The 18,495-nt window shown below is 70.0% G+C and carries 18 protein-coding genes and 1 rRNA gene; 4 read left to right on the plus strand and 15 right to left on the minus strand.

All coding sequences use genetic code 11. From position 1 onward, the window contains the following. Nucleotides 1-241 precede the first annotated feature (241 nt). The 4 genes from AB0878_RS34815 to AB0878_RS34830 form a co-directional block, all read right to left on the minus strand. A complete protein-coding gene (locus AB0878_RS34815; protein WP_366584549.1) occupies nucleotides 242-499 on the minus strand; it encodes a hypothetical protein in 258 nt (85 codons plus the stop codon). Beyond that, the gene (locus tag AB0878_RS34820) at nucleotides 496-840 is read right to left on the minus strand and encodes a WhiB family transcriptional regulator (RefSeq protein ID WP_255638685.1); all 345 of its coding nucleotides are present in this window, start codon (nucleotides 838-840) and stop codon (nucleotides 496-498) included. The genes AB0878_RS34815 and AB0878_RS34820 overlap by 4 nt, the downstream gene beginning before the upstream one ends. A 153-nt stretch (nucleotides 841-993) precedes the next feature. Further along, complete coding sequence (locus tag AB0878_RS34825) at nucleotides 994-1,254, minus strand: hypothetical protein (protein WP_366584551.1); 261 nt, start codon at nucleotides 1,252-1,254, stop codon at nucleotides 994-996. Nucleotides 1,255-1,464: 210 nt separating this feature from the next. Next, nucleotides 1,465-3,555 (minus strand): ATP-dependent DNA helicase UvrD2, encoded by a 2,091-nt coding sequence (locus AB0878_RS34830; RefSeq protein ID WP_366584554.1) that lies wholly within the window; start codon nucleotides 3,553-3,555, stop codon nucleotides 1,465-1,467. Nucleotides 3,556-3,619: 64 nt separating this feature from the next. Here AB0878_RS34830 and AB0878_RS34835 point away from each other — a divergent pair, with 64 nt between their 5' ends. Continuing rightward, complete coding sequence (locus AB0878_RS34835; protein WP_366584556.1) at nucleotides 3,620-4,348, plus strand: DUF4191 domain-containing protein; 729 nt, start codon at nucleotides 3,620-3,622, stop codon at nucleotides 4,346-4,348. Between the two features lie 97 nt (nucleotides 4,349-4,445). Here AB0878_RS34835 and AB0878_RS34840 read toward each other — a convergent pair whose 3' ends face one another. Beyond that, nucleotides 4,446-4,931, minus strand: coding sequence for an RDD family protein (locus tag AB0878_RS34840; protein WP_366584558.1), 486 nt, complete (start codon nucleotides 4,929-4,931; stop codon nucleotides 4,446-4,448). Between the two features lie 175 nt (nucleotides 4,932-5,106). Here AB0878_RS34840 and glnA point away from each other — a divergent pair, with 175 nt between their 5' ends. Further along, nucleotides 5,107-6,531, plus strand: coding sequence for a type I glutamate--ammonia ligase (gene glnA / locus AB0878_RS34845; RefSeq protein ID WP_364063156.1), 1,425 nt, complete (start codon nucleotides 5,107-5,109; stop codon nucleotides 6,529-6,531). A gap of 348 nt (nucleotides 6,532-6,879) precedes the next feature. Here glnA and AB0878_RS34850 read toward each other — a convergent pair whose 3' ends face one another. From AB0878_RS34850 to AB0878_RS34860, 3 genes are read right to left on the minus strand one after another with little or no spacing between them, the layout of a single operon-like run. Further along, nucleotides 6,880-9,048, minus strand: coding sequence for a xanthine dehydrogenase family protein molybdopterin-binding subunit (locus AB0878_RS34850; RefSeq protein ID WP_366584561.1), 2,169 nt, complete (start codon nucleotides 9,046-9,048; stop codon nucleotides 6,880-6,882). Continuing rightward, a complete protein-coding gene (locus AB0878_RS34855) occupies nucleotides 9,045-10,007 on the minus strand; it encodes a xanthine dehydrogenase family protein subunit M (RefSeq protein ID WP_366584563.1) in 963 nt (320 codons plus the stop codon). The genes AB0878_RS34850 and AB0878_RS34855 overlap by 4 nt, the downstream gene beginning before the upstream one ends. Continuing rightward, nucleotides 9,994-10,446: a (2Fe-2S)-binding protein gene (locus tag AB0878_RS34860; protein ID WP_366584590.1), complete on the minus strand. Its 453-nt coding sequence runs from the start codon at nucleotides 10,444-10,446 to the stop codon at nucleotides 9,994-9,996. The genes AB0878_RS34855 and AB0878_RS34860 overlap by 14 nt, the downstream gene beginning before the upstream one ends. Nucleotides 10,447-10,645: 199 nt before the next feature. Here AB0878_RS34860 and AB0878_RS34865 point away from each other — a divergent pair, with 199 nt between their 5' ends. Beyond that, a complete protein-coding gene (locus AB0878_RS34865) occupies nucleotides 10,646-11,212 on the plus strand; it encodes a TetR/AcrR family transcriptional regulator (protein WP_366584565.1) in 567 nt (188 codons plus the stop codon). Nucleotides 11,213-11,240: 28 nt separating this feature from the next. On the opposite strand, the gene AB0878_RS34870 is transcribed toward AB0878_RS34865, so the two are convergent. The 6 genes from AB0878_RS34870 to AB0878_RS34895 form a co-directional block, all read right to left on the minus strand. Next, the gene (locus AB0878_RS34870; RefSeq protein ID WP_366584567.1) at nucleotides 11,241-11,876 is read right to left on the minus strand and encodes a class I SAM-dependent methyltransferase; all 636 of its coding nucleotides are present in this window, start codon (nucleotides 11,874-11,876) and stop codon (nucleotides 11,241-11,243) included. Next, the gene (locus tag AB0878_RS34875) at nucleotides 11,876-12,304 is read right to left on the minus strand and encodes an acyl-CoA thioesterase (protein ID WP_366584569.1); all 429 of its coding nucleotides are present in this window, start codon (nucleotides 12,302-12,304) and stop codon (nucleotides 11,876-11,878) included. The genes AB0878_RS34870 and AB0878_RS34875 overlap by 1 nt, the downstream gene beginning before the upstream one ends. A gap of 10 nt (nucleotides 12,305-12,314) precedes the next feature. Next, nucleotides 12,315-15,290 (minus strand): bifunctional [glutamine synthetase] adenylyltransferase/[glutamine synthetase]-adenylyl-L-tyrosine phosphorylase, encoded by a 2,976-nt coding sequence (locus AB0878_RS34880; protein ID WP_366584571.1) that lies wholly within the window; start codon nucleotides 15,288-15,290, stop codon nucleotides 12,315-12,317. 55 nt (nucleotides 15,291-15,345) lie between these two features. Continuing rightward, entirely contained in the window at nucleotides 15,346-16,476 is a 1,131-nt protein-coding gene (locus tag AB0878_RS34885) for an inorganic phosphate transporter (protein ID WP_366584574.1), read from the minus strand. A 94-nt stretch (nucleotides 16,477-16,570) separates the two neighbouring features. Next, entirely contained in the window at nucleotides 16,571-17,320 is a 750-nt protein-coding gene (locus tag AB0878_RS34890) for a type 1 glutamine amidotransferase (RefSeq protein ID WP_366584576.1), read from the minus strand. Continuing rightward, nucleotides 17,317-17,745, minus strand: a complete 429-nt coding sequence (locus AB0878_RS34895) for a rhodanese-like domain-containing protein (RefSeq protein WP_366584578.1) — start codon at nucleotides 17,743-17,745, stop codon at nucleotides 17,317-17,319. The genes AB0878_RS34890 and AB0878_RS34895 overlap by 4 nt, the downstream gene beginning before the upstream one ends. A gap of 125 nt (nucleotides 17,746-17,870) precedes the next feature. On the opposite strand from AB0878_RS34895, the gene AB0878_RS34900 reads away from it, so the two are divergent. Next, nucleotides 17,871-18,314 carry an Lrp/AsnC family transcriptional regulator gene (locus AB0878_RS34900; protein WP_366584592.1) on the plus strand — a complete coding sequence of 148 codons (444 nt, stop codon included), beginning with the start codon at nucleotides 17,871-17,873 and terminating at the stop codon, nucleotides 18,312-18,314. Between the two features lie 87 nt (nucleotides 18,315-18,401). On the opposite strand, the gene rrf is transcribed toward AB0878_RS34900, so the two are convergent. Then, nucleotides 18,402-18,495 (minus strand): 5S ribosomal RNA (gene rrf, locus AB0878_RS34905); the annotation flags it as partial.

Raw genomic sequence — 18,495 nt, forward strand, 5'->3', positions numbered from 1 at the left:
GCACCTGGGAGCCTCTGACTCAACGCCGCAGTGGCCTGACACCTTCGTGACATCGAGCCCCAACACGGAGGGCATCGAGGTCCCAGCCTCAACGACGTCGAGCCCAAAGTCGTCAGAGACTTCGCAGAGATCCCAAGGAGATCAGCAGCCTGAGACTCAACGTCGCAAAGGCCAACCAACCTCAACGACGTCAAGCCTCAGACCACAAGACCTTCAGAACCTCAAAGTCCCCCAAGACAACTCAGTCCTCGAATCGCTTGGAGCGTTCCGCCGCCCAGCGGGCTACGCGGGACCACCGGCGGGCGGCTCGGGCGCGGCGCCAGGGGCGGAGCGCTTGGGTTTCTTGCTGCAGGTCCCGTATTCGGGCCCGGGACAGTTCTTCGTGAAGCAACATTTCGCTGGTCTCCTGGGTATCGAGCTGTTTCGGCAACGGGTGCGCGCGGTCGGGTTCGCGGGTGCGCGCTTCGTAGTCGCGGATGGTGATGAGTTCGACGGTCATGCGGCGGCGCTCCGGGCTGCGGCGGCGGGCTCGAGGGCGGCGTTCTTGCGCGGGCGGCCACGGGGCCGCTTGCGCGCGATGACGGCACCGCGCTCGAAGATCTCGCCACCCCAGACGCCCCACGGCTCGCGCCGCGCGAGGGCACCCGCGAGGCAGGCCTCGCGGACGGGGCAGTCGGCGCACAGGGCCTTGGCGCGCTCGAGCTCGGCGGGAGACTCGGCGAACCAGAGGTCGGCGTCGCGGGAACGGCAGGGCAGGTCGAGCTCAGGGGCGGCGACCCCGTCGAGCAGGTCGCCGATACCGAGGTCGAACCCCTCGGCGAAGGCGATGGCGGACGACATTTCCGTGCTCCTTCTTGTCGTTTCGGTGGTTTTGGGACTGTCGATCGAACTGGACAACTTGTTCCTCGTGGGGTTGTGCAGCCAAAAAAACACGAAGGCCGCGGATCCGGTTACCGGTTCCGCGGCCTTCGTGAGCCTCGTGTCCTGACTAGGTCAGGAACTTCGCTCCCGTATCGACAACGGAACACGGAACTGCTTGATGGTCGGCAGATCGACGTCAACCTGCGGGTACGCGCCAACGAGGGCGGCGTTGGCCAGGGTGACCTCAACCGCGGTCCACGTACGCTCGTCATTCCGACGGACTCCGCCGAAGTGGGCGCTCGTGGACACACCGGTACCCTGGCGCGAAGCGGGGATGAGACCGCAGCCGGACAGACCGGTGCCAGGGTTCGTGAGCATCATGTTGCTGATCATTTCACCGGCACCACCTTCCGCTGTCCGGACGTTCGCCACCCGAGGCGGCGCGCGTCATATGGATCCCCAGACCGGGGGCTTCCCACCCGGGTACGAGCAGATTATTGCCCCTCGCACACCGGGGCAACTTATTTTCCCGAAAACTCTCCGAAGCTACGAAGATCGCCTCCGAGCAGCGGGTTCGCCGCACCGATCAGGGTGCGGACGCGGTCAAGACCGCATCGAGGAGCGAACCACGTCGAGCACCTCCGCGCCGAAGCGTTCGAGCTTCGTCGCGCCGATGCCGGAGATCGACACGAGCGCTCCGTCGTCGGTCGGTCGCTGTTCGGCGATGGCCATGAGTGTCGCGTCGGTGAACACCACGAACGCCGGCACCTTCAGCTCCCGGGAACGCTCGCCGCGCCACGTCTTCAGCTTCTCCAGCAATCCTTCATCCACTGTGGACGGGCACTTCGAGCACCGCCCCAGCTTCACCTCGATCGTCTGCAGCAGCGGCCCGCCGCACAACCGGCAGCGTGCCACCTTCGAGCCCGGCGCCGACGCCTGCTGCGACCGCGCGACCCGGGCGGCCGGGTGGTCCTCCGGGATCAGGCCGTAGAGGAACCGGCTGCGGCGACGGTTGCGGCGGCCACCCGGCGTGCGCGACAGCGACCACGAGAGTGACAGGTGTTCCCGCGCGCGGGTGACACCGACGTAGAACAGCCGCCGTTCCTCCTCGATCGCGGCCTCGTCGTCTCCCGCATGGAGGATCGGCATGGTGCCCTCGGACAGACCGACGAGGAACACCGCGTCCCACTCGAGGCCCTTCGCCGCGTGCAGCGACGCGAGCGTGACGCCCTCGACCGTCGGCGGGTGCTGTGCCGCCGCGCGCTGCTCCAGCTCCGCGACGAACCGCGGCAGGTCGGCGTCGGCGACGCTCGCCGCCAGCTCCTCGGCCAGCTCCACCAGCGCGAGCAGCGCGTCCCACCGCTCCTTCGCCGCGCCACCGGCGGGCGGCTGCTCGGTGAGGCCGACGCGCGCGAGCACCGACCGCACCGCCGTCACCAGGTCGAGCGAGGTCGGATCGGCCGACGCCACCCGCAGCGCCGACATCGCCTGCCGCACCTCGGTGCGCGCGAAGAACCGCTCGCCACCGCGCACGAGGTACGGGATGCCGGCCTCGGACAGCGCCTGCTCGTACGCCTCCGACTGCGCGTTCACGCGGAACAGCACCGCGATCTCACTGGCCGACACTCCCCCGTCGAGCAGCTCGCGCACGCGCCGCGCGGCCGCCGCCGCCTCGGCCGACTCGTCCTCGTACTCGGCGAAGCGCGGCTCTGGCCCCGGCGGCCGCTGGCCGACGAGCTTCAGCCGCGACCCCGCCGGACGCCCGCGCGCCGCGCCGATCACCCGGTTCGCCAGCCCGACGACCTCGGGCGTCGACCGGTAGTCGCGTTCGAGCCGCACGACGGTCGCCTCGGGGAAGCGCCGCGTGAACTCCAGGAGCGGCCGCGGCGAGGCGCCGCCGAAGGAATAGATGGTCTGGTTGGCGTCGCCGACGACGGTGAGGTCGTCGCGGCCGCCGAGCCACGCGTCGAGCAGGCGCTGCTGCAACGGCGTGACGTCCTGGTACTCGTCGACCACGAAACAGCGGTAGCGGTCGCGGAACTCGACGGCTACGGCTTCGTGTTCTTCGAGCACGGCGGTGGTGTGGAGGAGCAGGTCGTCGAAGTCGAGGACCTGCGCGGCGTTCTTGATCTCCTCGTACAGCCGGTAGACCTGCGCGACCTGCGCCACCGGGGCCGGGGTGTCGCGCTGCGTGCGCGCGGCGACGGCAGGGTAGTCGTCGGGCGACACGAGCGAGGCCTTGCTCCACTCGATCTCGCTCGCGAGGTCGCGAAGCACCTCCGTCTCCGTGCTCAGCCGTGCGCGCTGCGCGGCCTGCGCCACGAGGCGGAACTTGTTGTCGACGAGGTCCCACGGCCGGTCGCCCACCACGCGCGGCCAGAAGTACCGCAGCTGCCGGCGCGCGGCGGCGTGGAAGGTGAGCGCCTGCGCGGCGTCGACGCCGAGACCACGCAGCCGCGTGCGCATCTCGCCCGCCGCGCGCGTGGTGAAGGTGACGGCGAGTACTTGCCCGGCGGAGACGTGACCTGCGCCGACCAGGTGCGCGATGCGGTGCGTGATCGTGCGCGTCTTGCCCGTGCCGGCGCCGGCGAGAACGCAGACGGGCCCGCGCGGCGCGGAGGCGGCGGCTCGTTGCTCGGGGTCCAGCCCGTCGAGCAGGCCCTGGCGACTCTTCGGAGACGATGCGCTTGCCACCCCTCGATCCTCGCAGAGGGGGCCGAGGGATTCGTGGCAGGGCACGCGGCCGTATCCTGGTCAGATGGCGGGAAAGCAGGACAAGGAAGCGGCCAAGCTGGCCAAGCAGGAGAAGCGCGCGGCGAGCAAGGCGAAGCGCGGGCAGCTCTTCGAGGCGTTCAAGATGCAGCGCCGCGAAGACCCGATGCTGATTCCTTGGATGGTCGGTTCGATCGTGGTCGTCGCCGGCGTCCTGTTCGGGATCGGGTTCATCTTCGACCTGCAGTGGACGCTGTTGCCGCTGGGCATCGTGCTGGGCGTGCTGCTCGCGGTGATCATCTTCGGGCGCCGCGTGCAGAAGACCGTGTACTCGAAGGCCGACGGCCAGCCCGGCGCCGGCGCGTGGGCGCTGGAGAACATGCGCGGCAGCTGGCGCGTGACGCCGACCGTCGCCGCGACCACGCAGCTCGACGCCGTGCACCGCGTGCTCGGCGCGCCCGGCGTGATCCTCGTGGCCGAGGGCGCGCCGCACCGCGTGAAGGCGCTGCTCTCGCAGGAGAAGAAGCGCGTGTCGCGCCTGATCGGCGACACCCCGATCTACGACTACACCATCGGCAACGCCGAGAACGAGATCCCGCTCAAGAAGCTGCAGAGCACGCTGATGAAGCTGCCGCGCAACCTCAAGCCGCCGCAGGTCGACGCGCTCGAGGCCAAGCTCGCGGCGCTCGGCAACCGCGGCGCGGCCATGCCGAAGGGCCCGATGCCCGCCGGCGCGAAGATGCGCAACGTGCAGCGGACGATCCGCCGTCGCTGACCCACGGTTCACGGAAAAGGCCTCCCGACTCGTCGCCGAGTGGGAGGCCTTTTTCGTGGGACTGCGTTTCGCGGGTTTGTGTTTCGTGGGTCTGGGGTCAGCGCATCCGGATCACGACGGTGCCGGTCACCCGGTCGAGCCAGCTGCGGCCGTCGGTGTTGCGGACGAGGGCCGGCAGGATCACGACCGTCAGCACCATCCGCACCACCGCGCGCCAGGGGCCGACCATCGAGGCGCCGTCGAGCCGCGCCACGCGGACGCCCACGGCGCCCATCCCCGGCGTGAAGCCGAAGAACATCGCCGGCACGGTCGTGATGACGGCCCAGACGACGCCGGCCCACCAGTTGAACGTCTGCATCGCGGCGACGTCCTGCAGGTCGTAGCGCACGAACAGCGTGGTGATCAGGCCCGCGAGCACCAGGTCGATGACCAGCGCCAGCAGGCGTGGACCGAAGCCGGCGACGGAGCCGACGCCCGATTCGGGCAGCCCGAACGCTTCACCGGGCCACTTCGGCGCGGTTCGGTTTTCCGAGCCCGGTCCGCTGCCGGTCCCGGGGAGCCATTCGCCCGTCCATCTCGCCACCCGTCCAGGGTATGCCGGTGGCGCACACCACATCCGCCCTGGTCGGATGGCGCGTGTCACGCCACCCGTTAACGTGTGTGAAACATACGGGTGACGGTCGGGCAACACCGCACTCTTAGCGTGAGCCGAAGAGAGTACTGCCGAGCGAGCTCGATCGAAGAAGGAGTCACCGAGGGTGCCCACTACTCCAGACGACATCCAGCGCCTGATCGCCGACGAGAAGGTGGAGTCCATCGACGTCAGGTTCTGCGACCTGCCGGGCGTGATGCAGCACTTCACGGTGCCCGCGAAGGCCTTCGACCTCGAAGCCTACGAAGAGGGCCTGGCCTTTGACGGCTCGTCGGTGCGCGGCTTCCAGTCGATCCACGAGTCCGACATGCTGCTGCTGCCGGACCCCGAGACCGCGCGCATCGACCCGTTCCGCAAGGCGAAGACGCTCTCGCTGAACTTCTTCGTGCACGACCCGTTCACGCGTGAGGCCTACAGCCGCGACCCGCGCAACATCGCGCGCAAGGCCGAGCAGTACATCGCCGAATACGGCGTGGCCGACAACGTGTACTTCGGCCCGGAGGCGGAGTTCTACATCTTCGACTCCGTGCGCTTCGACTCGGCCGAGCACGCGTCGTTCCACGAGATCGACTCGGTCGAGGGCTGGTGGAACACCGGCGCCGACGAGGTCGGTGGCAACCAGGGCTACAAGACGAAGTTCAAGGGCGGCTACTTCCCCGTCCCTCCGGTCGACCACTTCGCCGACCTGCGTGACGACATCGTCCGCCAGCTGCAGGGCTCCGGCTTCGAGATCGAGCGCGCGCACCACGAGGTGGGCACCGCCGGCCAGACGGAGATCAACTACAAGTTCAACACGCTGCTGCACGCTGCGGACGACCTGCAGCTGTTCAAGTACATCGTGAAGAACACCGTGTTCGCCGCCGGCAAGACCGCGACGTTCATGCCGAAGCCGCTCGCCGGCGACAACGGCTCGGGCATGCACTGCCACCAGTCGCTGTGGAAGGACGGCCAGCCGCTGTTCCACGACGAGTCCGGCTACGCGGGCCTGTCCGACACGGCGCGCCACTACATCGGCGGTCTGCTCAAGCACGCGCCGAGCCTGCTGGCCTTCACGAACCCGACGGTGAACTCGTACCACCGCCTCGTGCCGGGCTTCGAGGCGCCGGTGTCGCTGGTGTACTCGCAGCGCAACCGCTCCGCGTGCGTCCGCATCCCCATCACGGGCAACAACCCGAAGGCCAAGCGCGCCGAGTTCCGCTGCCCGGACTCGTCGGGCAACCCGTACCTGGCCTTCTCCGCGATGATGATGGCCGGCCTCGACGGCATCAAGAACAAGATCGAGCCGCCGGAGCCCATCGACAAGGACCTCTACGAGCTCCCGCCCGAGGAAGCCAAGAACGTCAAGCTCGTCCCCGGCGACCTCGGCACGGTCCTCGACACCCTGGAAGCCGACCACGACTTCCTCCTCGAGGGCGGCGTCTTCACGCCCGACGTGATCGACACCTGGATCTCCTACAAGCGCGAAAACGAAATCGACCCGCTGCGGCTGCGCCCGCACCCGTACGAGTTCGCGCTCTACTACGACGTGTGATCGGCCGGCCGTGACCTGACGGCCGGGTAAGACGCGGGACGGCGGTCGAGGGAATACCTCGGCCGCCGTCCCGATTTTTGTGCGGTCGGCAGATCCGCCAGGCGAGCAGGGCTTGTCGGCGCCAGGCTGGGCGTCGCCATCAATGTCGGCCGCAACGTCCGCAGCCGGTCGCGGGGCAGAGCGAATGAGTGGCGAACGTCCGGCTGGTGAGCCTGTCTTTCGAGAGCGCGTCACGCTGTTGCGTCGGCGCAACCGTCCAGGCCGCTGTCAGCGCTCGGCAAAACAGGACGGCGGTCGAGGAAATACCTCGGCCGCCGTCCCGTTTTTCGTACCCCCGCCAGGAAAGGCTCAGTCCACCAGCAGGTCCTCCACCGTGATCGGGATGTGGCGGACGCGCACGCCGGTCGCGTTGTGGATGGCGTTGGCGATGGCGGCGGCGACGCCGACGGTGGCGATTTCGCCGATGCCGCGGGCGCCGACGGCGTTGTGGAAGGTGTCGGGGTACTGGACGAAGTGGACGTCGATGTCGGGGATGTCGGCGTTGACCGGCAGGAGGTAGCCGGCGAAGTCGGCGTTGGCGAAGCGGCCGGCGCCGTCCAGTTCGAGGGCCTCGTGCAACGCGGCGGAGACGCCCCAGATCATGCCGCCCTTGATTTGGCTGCGGGCGAGTTTGTCGTTGATGATGCGGCCGCCGTCGAAGACGCCCAGGAGCCTCGAGACGCGGGCTTCGCCGGTGAGGCGGTGGACGCGGACCTCGCAGAACTGGGCGCCGAAGGAGCTGAACGAGTGCTTGGTCAGTTCCTCGCCCGGGGCTGAAGAGCCGTTGGCGGACAAAGAATCCCGGCCGACCGCACGCAGCAGCGCGCCGAAGGGCATGGTGTCGGTGTCGCCGTGGATGTGACCGTCGGCGTAGGTCACCTCCTGGCCCGCGAAGGGGGCGCCCGGTGCGGAGGCCAGGGCCAGCAGCGTGTCGAGGACCTCGTTCGCCGCGAGCATGATCGCGGTGCCGACGCTGGCGGTCGCCGTGGAGCCGCCGGACATGCCACCCGGGGGCAGCTTCGAGTCGCCCAGGCGAGGCGTGATCCGGGACGGCGCGAGGTCCAGCGACTCCGCACCGACCGACGACATGACGTTCAGCAGGCCCGTCCCCGGGTCGGCGCCGCTGGTGGCGACCTCGGCGGTGCCGTCCGCGTGGAGGGTGATGCCGACCGTCGCGGGGAAGCGCAGGGCGGGGAACATCGCGGTCGCCATGCCGACGCCGACGAGCCAGTCGCCGTCGACACGCCCCTTCGGCCGCGGAGTCCAGCCGAACTCGCGCGCGCCGACGGCGAAGCACTCGTCGAGGTGCTTGCTCGACCACTGCAGGTCCTTGCCGGGCGGGGCGAGCGAGCTGTTGCGCACGCGCAGCTCGATCGGATCCATGTCGAGCGCCACGGCGAGCTCGTCCATGGCGCTCTCCAGCGCGAACGAGCCCGGCGCCTCGCCCGGCGCGCGCATGAACGTGGTGAGCGGGATGTTGAGCGGCACCATCTTCTGGCTGATGGACAGGTTCTTCGTCGCGTACCACTCGCGCGAGGTGCCGTGCGACGTCGGCTCGACGAACGAGCGGTCCATCGCCGTGCTCGACCACGAGTCGTGGCGCAGGCCGAGGATCGTGCCGTCGGCGTCGGCGCCGATGGTGACCTTCTGCAGCGTCTCGGCGCGCGTGGCCGTCGCCGTGAAGACCTGCTCGCGCGTCAGCGCGGCCTTCACCGGCCGGCCCAGCTCCCTCGCCGCCGCGGCCGCGAGGAACGCGGGCGTGGACGTGCGCCCCTTGCCGCCGAACGCGCCGCCGACGTAGGGGTTGATCACGTGCACGGCCGACACGTCGAGGTCGAGCGCCCCGGCGAGCTCCATGGCGATGAGGTTGCTGCCCTGGTTGCCGGTGTAGACCGTAAGCTCACCGTCCCACACGGCGACGGCCGAGTGCGGCTCCATCGCCGCGTGGTTCTGCGTGGCCGTGCGATAAGCGTGGTCCACCACGAACGGCGCCGCCGCGAAAACGTCCTCAATGGACTCGACGTCGTCGGCCAGCACCTCGATCTGCGGCGGGTTCCCGCGCGATTCCGGCGCGTCCTCGGCCGAAGCGAGCCCCTCGTCGAACGACACCAGCGCCGGCTTCTCGTCATAGGTGACGCGCACCAGCATCGCCGCGTCGCGCGCCTGCTCGAACGACTCCGCGACGACGAACCCGATCGGCTGCCCGTAGTAGTCGACGTCGGTGTTGCGCAGCGGCACCCAGGTCTCGCCCATGATCGGCGACACGGGCGGCGTGCGCAGGTCCAGCCGATCGAACGGCGTGTAGACGCCGACAACACCCGGCGCCTCCTTCGCCGCACTGACGTCCATGCTCTCGACTTGGCCGTGGGCCACGGTGCTGACCACGACGTAGCCGTAGGCCATGCCCGGGAAGTTGTGGTCCATCGCGTACTTCGCGCGCCCGGTGACCTTCAGCGGCGCATCGAGCCTGTCGTTCATCGACGGCTCCCTTCGGTCAGCTCCAGCAGCGCGCGCACGACCGTGCGCTTCACCAGGGACACCTTGAACGAGTTGAACGCCAGCGGCCGCGCGCCTTCCGCGGCCAGCGAAGCCGCCTGCTCGAACGACTCCTGCGTGACAGCCTTGCCCCGCAACGCTTCCTCGACGGCCGTGAGCCGCCACGGCACGGTCGCCACCCCGCCGACGGCCACCCGCGCGTCGGCGATCACGCCGTCCCGCACGTCCAGCGCCACGGCGGCCGAAGCCAGCGCGAACTCGTACGACTGGCGGTCGCGAACCTTGACGTAGGTGGAGTTTTCGGCCCAGTCGAGCCGCGGCACGCGCACCTCGGTGATCAGCTCGCCGGGGCGCAGGTCGTGCTCGACGTCCGGCGTTTCGCCTGGCGTACGGTAGAAATCGGTGAGTTTCACCGTGCGCTTGCCGGTCTTGCCGGCGAGTTCCACCTCGGCGTCCAGCGCCACGAGCGCAACCGCGACGTCGCTGGCGTGCGTGGCAACGCAGGCGTCGCTGGTGCCGAGGATCGCGTGCATGCGGTTGACGCCCGCCAGCGCGGAGCAGCCGCTGCCCGGGTCGCGCCGGTTGCAGGGCGCGTTGACGTCGCGGAAATACGAGCACCGCGTGCACTGCATGAGGTTGCCGCCGATGCTGGCCATGTTCCGCAGCTGCTGCGAAGCGCTCAGCAGCAGCGCGCGCGAGATCGCCGGGTACACGCCGGGGTGCGCGGCGATGTCACCCATCCGTTCCAGGGCCCCGAAACGCAGGCCGTCGGTGGTGTCGATGCCGCGCAGCGGGAGGTCGTTGATGTCCAGCACCCGCTGCGGGGTGAGCACGTCGAGCTTCATCAGGTCGATGAGCGTGGTGCCGCCGGCGAGGAAGGTTCCGGACGCGTCGAGCGCGTCTTCGACGGTGGTGGGCGCGGTCAGCTCAAACGGTCGCATCGGCCCGCCTCGCCTGCTCGACCGCCGCCACGATGTTCGGGTAGGCCGAACAGCGGCAGAGGTTGCCGGACATGAACTCGCGGACGTCCGTGACGTCGTCGCGCACGGCGGCGACGGCCGACATCACCTGCCCGGAAGTGCAGAAGCCGCACTGCAACGCGTCCTGGTCCACGAACGCCTGTTGCACGGGATGCAATCCGTCCTCAGTGGACAGACCTTCGACCGTGGTGACCGGCTTGCGCACGGTGGCCGCGAGGGTGAGGCACGAGAGCACGGGTTTGCCGTCGACGTGCACGGTGCAGGCGCCGCACTGGCCGCGGTCGCAGCCCTTCTTGGGACCGGTCACGCCCAGGCGTTCACGCAACGCGTCGAGCAGCGTCACGCCGGGTTCGACGGCGAGCTGTTCGACCCGTCCGTTGATTTCGAGGGAGATGTCCACTCGGATCTCTTTCCCGCAGATGTGGTGGGAGATGCCGGCCACCCGGCCGGCGTAAACTAGCGGATAGTGATCCGCTACGACTCGTGTTTCCGAGGCTATCGGATTACTATCCGCTTCGCAATGGAAGTTGCGCTGGAGTCGCTCCAGGGCTGCACTAGAGTCGTGATCAGGGAAGACGCCGCCGGGAACGGGAGGAACGATGTCGACGGGATCGGTCAGCCCGCGGCGCGCCGACACCCGGCGCAACCACGAGCGCATCCTCGCCGTCGCGGCCCAGGCGCTCGCGTGCTCGGGTGAGGTCTCGTTCAACGCCATCGCGAAGCAGGCCGAAGTCGGCGTCGGCACCGTGTACCGCCACTTCCCCACCGCGGCCGATCTCATCCTCGCCGTGTACGAGCGGGAGGTGTGCCAGCTCGTCGAAGTCGTGCCGGCACTGCTGGAGGAGCGCTCGCCGGAGCAGGCGTTCCGTGTCTGGGCGAGCGATCACCTCGCCCACTACCTGATCACCAAACGCGGCCTGGCCAAGGCCTTGCGCGCGGCCTCGAGCAACGCCGAACTGCCGGCGCACGCGTACAAGTCCCTGGTCGACGCCCTCGCCACCCTGCTGAAGGCCAACATCGCCGCCGGCACCGTCCGCCCGGACACCTCGGTGGACACGGTGATGCGCGCGATGGCGGGCTTGCTGCTGCTCAGGCCGGACGAGGACTGGAAGGCGGCCACGGAAAGCCTGGTCGACTTCGTGTGGCGCGGCATGCGCGCCGACTGATGGCCGAGCTCGACGTCCGCCACCTCTGCTACTGGGACTGACCGGCCCGCGCGATCACCACAGCACCCGGGACGCGCGCGTCCGGGTCGAAGAGGGTCTCCGATTCGATGGTGAAGCCGGCGGCGCGCAGGAAGGCCGACATGGTGGCCGGGCGGCGGCGGTGGATGTGGACGTGCATGGGGTGGCCGCCGTAGCCCGAGGTCTTGCACGTAGTCGTGTCGCCGACGTGAAAGCCCACCAGAACCACGCCGCCGGGACGGAGGGTGCGGTGGAAGTGGGCCAGGACGGTGGGCAGGGCCGCGTCGGGGAGGTGGATGAGGGACCAGAAGGCGAGGATGCCGCCCAGCGAATCGGTCGGAAGGGGAAGGTCGGTCATCGAGCCGACGGCGAAGGGGACGTCGGCGTGGGTGCGGCGGGCGAAGGCGATCATCTCGGGTGAGAGGTCGAGGCCGAAGGCGTCGACGCCGAGCGAGCGCAGGTGGGCGGTGACCCAGCCCGGGCCGCAGCCGACGTCGGCGACGCGGCCGTCGGCGAGTTCCGCGAAGAGGCCCAGCAAGGCGCGCAAATGCGGCTTGCCGGCGAGGGCGTCGCGCAATTGGACCGCGTAGCTGGGGGCGACGGTGTCGTAGGAGGCGCGGATCTCCGACAGCCAGGAAGAAGTCACTACTCCCCCGTCGAGAGGACCTTGAGGTTCAGGCCGGCGCGTTCGAAGCGGCCGCGGGGATCGTCGACGAGGCGACGGGCCCCGAGGTCCATCAGGCCGACCGTGCAGGTGATCTCAGCCGAGAGGGTGCCGTCGAGTTTGAGGATGCGGGAGGTCATCCAGAAGACCTTGCCATCGCCGAAGCGGGCGTCGCAGGTGACGTCGACGGTGTCGCCGCCGCGGAGTTCGCGGCGGTAGACGATGTGGGACTCCAGCAGGACCGGCGCGAGGTTCGCCTCGTGCAGCAGCGAATCCCCGGCGGAGGCGAAGAGTTCGGTGCGCGAGACCTCGCCGTAGGAGTGGTACACGGCGTGGTTGAGGTGGCCCAGCGTGTCGAGCTCGTAGTGGCGCACCTTGATGCGGGTGCGGAACGGTTCGCGGTCGGTCACACGCCCCACTCTAAGTCTCGTAGAACAGCTCCTCGACCACGGCGTGGGCTCGGCGCGTGACCCGGCGATAGGTGTCGAGGAACTCGCCCGGATCGTCGTCCACGGTGTAGCCGAACACGCGCGCCACGGCGGCCAGGTCGCGGCCCGAGCTGGGCACCTCGTCGACGGCCTTGCCGCGCACGAGCATCCCGGCGTTGCGCACGCGGGTGGCCAGCAGCCACGCCTCGCGCAGGAAGTCGACCGACTCCGCGGGAGCCAGTCCCGTTTCGGCGAGCGCCGTCAACGCGTCGAGCGTCGACGCGGTGCGCAGGCTCGGCTGCTCGTGCGCGTGCTGCAGTTGCAGCAGCTGCACGGTCCACTCGACGTCGGCCAGCCCGCCGCGGCCGAGCTTCGTGTGACGGGTCGGGTCGGCTCCGCGGGGCAGGCGCTCGGTTTCCACGCGTGCCTTGATGCGGCGGATCTCGCGGGCCTTCGTCGCGTCCAGGCCGCCCTCGGGGTAACGCACGGGGTCGATCATCGCGATGAACCGCTCGCCCAGGTCCTCGTCGCCGGCGATGAACCGCGCGCGCAGCAGCGCCTGCGCCTCCCAGACCTCGCCCCAGCGCTGGTAGTACGCGCGGTACGACTCCAACGTCCGGACCAGCGGCCCGCTGCGTCCCTCCGGCCGCAGGTCGGCGTCGACCTCCAGCGCCGGGTCGGAACTCGGTGCGCCCAGCATCTTGCGCACGGTCTCGGCCACCGACGAAGCGAACTTCGCCGCTTCGGAGTCCGACACGCCTTCCGCCGGCTCGCAGACGAACAGCACGTCGGCGTCCGAGCCGTAACCCAGTTCCGCGCCGCCGAGCCGGCCCATGCCGATCACGGCGACTGTCGCCGGCGTGCGCCCCAGCTCCGCCTGCCGCTGCCGGTACGCGGCGGCCAGCGCCCCCTGCAGCACGGCGACCCACACGCTCGACAGCGCCTCGCACACGGCCGGAACGTCCAGCAGTCCCAGCAAATCCGCGCACGCCACACGCAGCAGCTCGTGCCGCCGCAACGACCGCGCCGCCGCCACCGCCGCGTTCAGCCCGGGCTGGCGCCGGACGGCCGCCCGCAGTGACGTCGCCACCTCGGCCGGCTTGCGGCCCGTCAGCCGGGCCGGTTCTCCCAGCAGCTGCAGCACTTCCGGCGCGCGCACGAGCAGGTCGGGCACGAGCTTCGACGTGCCCAGCAGGAACGCCAGCCGCTCCACCACCGTGCCCTCGTCGCGCAGCACGCGCAGGTACCACGGCGTGTCCTCCAGCGCCTCGGACACCTTGCGGTACGAGAGCAGACCGCCGTCGGGATCCGGGGTGTCGGCGAGGAAATCGAGCAGCACGGGCAGCAGTGCCTGCTGGATCGCCGCGCGCCGGGAGACGCCCGAAGTCAGCGCCTTGATGTGCTGCAGCGCGCCTTCCGGCGCCGCGTAACCCAGCGCGGACAGCCGGCTCGCGGCCTGTTTTGTCGTGAGCCGCAACGCTTCCGTCGGCACGTTCGCCACGGACTGCAACAGCGGCCGGTAGAAGACCTTCTCGTGCAGCCGCCGGATGCCCTGCGCGTGGCGGCGGAACTCGGCGAGCAGTTCCTGGCCCTGGCTGCGCCCGCGCGCCGCGCGGATCCCGCACGCGCGCGCGAGGATGCGCAGCTCGTCGGTATCGGACGACTCCGGGAACAGGTGCGTGCGCCGCAGCCGGCGCAGCTGTAGCCGGTGCTCGACGGTGCGCAGGAACTCGTACGACGTCCCCATCTCCGCCGAGTCCGCGCGTCCGACGTACCCGCCCTCGCCCAGTGCCGCCAGAGCCTCCATTGTGGACGGTGAGCGCAGCTCGGGGTCCACACGCCCGTGGACGAGCTGCAGCAGCTGCACGGCGAACTCGACGTCACGCAGCCCGCCACGGCCCAGCTTCAGCTCGCGCTCGGCGTGCTCCGCGGAGACGTGGTCCTCCACGCGCCGGCGCATCTGCTGCACCTCGGTCACGAAGTTCTCGCGGTCGGCGGCCGACCACACCATGGGTGCGACCATCTCCGCGTACTCCTGGCCCAGCTCGGCGTCGCCCGCGACCGGGCGCGCTTTGAGCAGCGCCTGGAACTCCCAGGTCTTCGCCCACTTCCGGTAGTACGCCGTGTGCCCCTCGAGCGTGCGCACGAGCGCGCCGCTCTTGCCCTCCGGCCGCAGCGCCGCGTCGACCTCGAAGCACGCCTTGCCGACCACCCGCATCATCGTGCTGGCCAGCCGCGTCGCCACGCCGAGGTCGCCGGCGCCGACGAAGATCACGTCGACGTCGCTCACGTAGTTGAGCTCGCGCCCGCCGGTCTTGCCCATCGCGATCACGGCCAGCGCACCCTCGGCGCTCGCCCCGACCTCCTGCTCGGCCACGGCGAGACCGGCCTTCAGAGCGGCCTCGGCGAGGAGCGTCAGCTGGTGGGTGATGTCCTTGAACGACGGGTGGTCGAGGCCCTCCTCCACGAGGTGGCCGAGGTCGACGGCCGCGATGCCGAGCAGCAGCCGCCGGTATGCCGTCCGCAGCGCCTGCTCGGCGGCCATTCCGGTCACGTATGTGCTGTCGTCCTGGCGCAGGTCGTCGAGCAACCGGTCGGCGAACTGCTCGGGCACGGTGCAGCGGTGGTCGACGAGGCAGTGCCACTCGCCGGGGTTGGCGGCGAGGAAGTCGCCGAGCGCCGTGGACGTGCCGAGCACCCCGAGCAGCCGGCCGCGGAACGTCCGGTTGTCGCGCAGGGCGCGGTCCAGCTCGGGCCACGCGCCTTCGTCGGCTTCGCGGATGCGGTCGAGTCCCTGCAGCGCGAGGTCCTGGTCGGCCGCGCGCGAGAGGGCCGCGAGCACGTCGGCGGTGCCCTCGACCGGTCCCGCGGCGTCCCACCAGCCCGCCGCGCGCAACTGGGCGTCGGCCTTGTCGTCGGTGAAGCCGTACCGGGCCGCCGATGCGGCCGTCCGCGCGCGCTCTGCCATCTCCTTCACCGTAGCGGGATCCGCCTCGGCTGAGCAGGCAGGCACGCGTTCACTTTCAGGCGGCGAGGCGGTCGGGTTCCGTGTCTGCGGCCGAGGGCTCCGGCACCTGGAAGCTGTGCGCCGTGACTGGCCGCCGGCGCGAGAGCACGTAGATGCCGACGCCGATCGCGATGCCCACCACGCCGACGCCGATGGTCCCCGCCGTGCCGAGCGACGCGAGCTTCCCCGCGGCCGCACCGACGAGGGCGGCCGCGGGCAGCGTGAACAGCCAGGCCACGACCATGCGCCCGGCCATCCGCCAGCGCACCGGCGCCTCACGACGGCCGACGCCCGAGCCGACGATTCCGCCGGAGCACACGTGCGTGGTCGAGAGCGGGAAGCCGAAGTGCGACGACAGCAGGATCACGGCGGCGCTGCTCGTCTGCGCGGCGAAGCCCTGCGGGCCTTCGATGTCGGTGAGGCCCTTGCCGAGCGTGTGCGTGATGCGCCAGCCGCCGAGGTACGTGCCGAGCGCGAGCGCCGACGCCGCGCTGATGATCACCCACACCGGCGGCGCCGAGCCCGCGGGCAGGCTGCCGGCGCTGACCAGCGTCAGGGTGATCACGCCCATGGTCTTCTGCGCGTCGTTGGTGCCGTGCGCGAGCGAGACGAGCGACGCGGACACGATCTGCCCGACGCGGAAGCCGCGACCGCCGCGTCTGCGGACGAAGAGCTTGTAGACCAGGTACGTGAAGGCGGCCGCGACCACGCCGGCGATGACCGGCGACGCGGCGGCCGGCACGAGGACCTTGTCCACGATCTTGCCGAAGTGCACCGAGTCGGCGCCCGCCGAAACCCAGGTGGCGCCGATGAGGCCGCCGAACAGCGCGTGCGACGAACTCGACGGCAGGCCCACGTACCAGGTGACGAGGTTCCAGACGATTGCCCCGATCAGCCCGCCGAAGACGATCGACGGGCCGATCTTGGTGTCGTCGACGAGGCCGCTGGAGATCGTCTTCGCGACCTCCACCGACAGGAACGCACCGGCGAGGTTCAGCACTGCCGAGATGGCCACCGCGACCCGCGGTTTGAGCGCGCCCGTGGCGATGGAGGTAGCCATCGCGTTGGCCGTGTCGTGGAAGCCGTTGGTGAAGTCGAAGACGAGGGCCGTGCCGATGACGACGACGACCACTAGCGAGGGATCCACCCCGGTCCTCCATACCTACGGGAGCATCTCTCGCAAGGTACCTGACCGATCGAGTGAATCGTCAACGTTGCGTTAGTGATCCAGACATCATCCGTTAAGCCAGCGGCAACGTGTGTTGACTCTCCGCCGCCGCGTCGAGCTCTCCGGCGGCCAATCGGACGAAGCGGTGCGCGAACGGCCGCCAGGTCTCGGCGATGTCCGCGTGCACAGAGATCAGCTTCTCCGGCGCCAGCGCGCCCGGACGGGTGAGTTCCGCCATCTCGGGCTCGTCCTCCGCCCAACGGCGCACGAGGTCCGGTGTCGTCTCGATGTGGAACTGCACGCCGTAGACACAGCGGCGCAGGCGGAAGGCCTGGTTCTGGTACCGCGGCGCGGACGCGAGCAGCTCGGCGCCGGGCGGGAGGCGCTTGATCACGTCGTTGTGGAACTGGATCACGTCCTGCATCAGCGGCAGGTCGGCGAACAGCGGGTCGGTCCAGGCGGCGTCCTTCTTGGAAACCAGCGCGGGGCCGACCTCGGGCCCGTCCTCCCCGACCGCGACCTGGCCGCCGGTGGCCGCCGCGAGCAGCTGGGCGCCGAGGCAGATACCGAGCGTCGGGAGCTGCTTTCCGGTGGCCTGGCCCAGCAGCTTGCGGACGTCGGCGAGCCACGGGTGGCGTTCGTCGTCCAGCGCGCCCATGCCGCCGCCGAGGCAGATGACGCCCGCGTAGCCGTCGAGGTCCGCGGGCAGCTCGTTCTCGGGTGGCATCCGGACATCCAGCTCGGCGCCGGCCTCGGTCAGCCAGTCACCGAGCGGGCCGAGGGGGTCGCCGGCGTCGGGTTGGATGATCAGCAGACGTGTCACTCCTCCAGGGTACGGAGGTGGCTGCCTGGGGCGCTTTCGGTGGGGTAGCCGGCGTTCTGCCACGTGGTGATGCCGCCGGAGAGGCGCTTCGCGGTGAAGCCGAGGGCGGACAGGCGGAGTGCGCCCTGGGTGGCGGCGTTGCAGTGGATGCTTTCGCAGTAGCAGACGTAGACGAGGTTCTTGTCGAGGTCGCGCGTGCTGTGCTCGGTGATGTCCCGGTAGGGCAGGTGGATGGCGCCGGGGATGCGCGCTCTCGCGTACGCCTCGGCCCCGCGGGTCTCGGCGAGGACGTACCCGTCGGTGCGGCCGTCTTCCAGGTCCTGGGCGAGGTCGACGGGGTCAACCTCGAAGCCGAGTTCGCGGCCGAAGTACGCGACGGCTTCGTTGGGGGTCGGGGTGTCGAACTGGAGGATGCGGGGTTTCATGCCGTCAATCGTCGCCGGGCGCGGGGTGTTCGCCACAGAGCCGATTCCTGGTGATCGCGTTGGTTAGCCTGGGATTTCCTCGTTCGGGCCGCGCTCTGCCGGGAGTTTGTTCTGTGAACCATTTCGTGGACCTCGACACCGTCGACTGGCAGCTGATCGAGCTCCTGCAGTCGGACGGCCGCCTCACGTTCTCCGAACTCGGCCGGCGCGTGTCGCTGTCGGCCCCCGCCGTGACCGAACGCGTGCGCCGCCTCGAGCAGCGCGGGGTGATCACGGGCTATTCCGCCCGCATCGACGCCTCGAAGCTGGGCCTGCCGATCGAGGCGATGGTCCGCGTGAGCGTCCGCAGCCTCGACGGCCCGCGGTTCCGCTCGACGATCCTGCCGCTACCGGAAGTCTCCTCCGCCGACCACATCACCGGCGATGAGTGCTGGCTGTTGCGTGTGCGCTGCCGTTCCACGGCCGAACTGGAGGCCTTCGTGGAACGCGCCCAGCGCTACGGCGAGACGACCACCTCGCTGGTCTTCTCGTCCCCCGTCGCGAGCCGGCCGATCACCCGCCCGACCTGAACGCGGGCGTCGAAAAAAGGTGTGGAAATGCAGTCAGGCCCCGGGAGAACCACTGGGTTCTCAACCGGGGCCTGACTGTCACATTTAGTTCGGCGGCGTCCTACTCTCCCACAACCCTTCGGTTGCAGTACCATCGGCGCTACCAGGCTTAGCTTCCGGGTTCGGAATGGGACCGGGCGTT

Origin of the sequence: Amycolatopsis sp. NPDC047767, from assembly GCF_040704195.1 — a bacterium.
Lineage (GTDB): Bacteria > Actinomycetota > Actinomycetes > Mycobacteriales > Pseudonocardiaceae > Amycolatopsis.

What these genes read in the sequence shown, in the direction of transcription:
- AB0878_RS34815 (WP_366584549.1), bottom strand. Translation starts at nt 499, where the DNA reads ATGACCGTCGAACTCATCACCATCCGCGACTACGAAGCGCGCACCCGC.
- AB0878_RS34820 (WP_255638685.1), bottom strand. Translation starts at nt 840, where the DNA reads ATGTCGTCCGCCATCGCCTTCGCCGAGGGGTTCGACCTCGGTATCGGC.
- AB0878_RS34825 (WP_366584551.1), bottom strand. Translation starts at nt 1,254, where the DNA reads ATGATCAGCAACATGATGCTCACGAACCCTGGCACCGGTCTGTCCGGC.
- AB0878_RS34835 (WP_366584556.1), top strand. Translation starts at nt 3,620, where the DNA reads ATGGCGGGAAAGCAGGACAAGGAAGCGGCCAAGCTGGCCAAGCAGGAG.
- AB0878_RS34850 (WP_366584561.1), bottom strand. Translation starts at nt 9,048, where the DNA reads ATGAACGACAGGCTCGATGCGCCGCTGAAGGTCACCGGGCGCGCGAAG.
- AB0878_RS34855 (WP_366584563.1), bottom strand. Translation starts at nt 10,007, where the DNA reads ATGCGACCGTTTGAGCTGACCGCGCCCACCACCGTCGAAGACGCGCTC.
- AB0878_RS34865 (WP_366584565.1), top strand. Translation starts at nt 10,646, where the DNA reads ATGTCGACGGGATCGGTCAGCCCGCGGCGCGCCGACACCCGGCGCAAC.
- AB0878_RS34880 (WP_366584571.1), bottom strand. Translation starts at nt 15,290, where the DNA reads ATGGCAGAGCGCGCGCGGACGGCCGCATCGGCGGCCCGGTACGGCTTC.
- AB0878_RS34895 (WP_366584578.1), bottom strand. Translation starts at nt 17,745, where the DNA reads ATGAAACCCCGCATCCTCCAGTTCGACACCCCGACCCCCAACGAAGCC.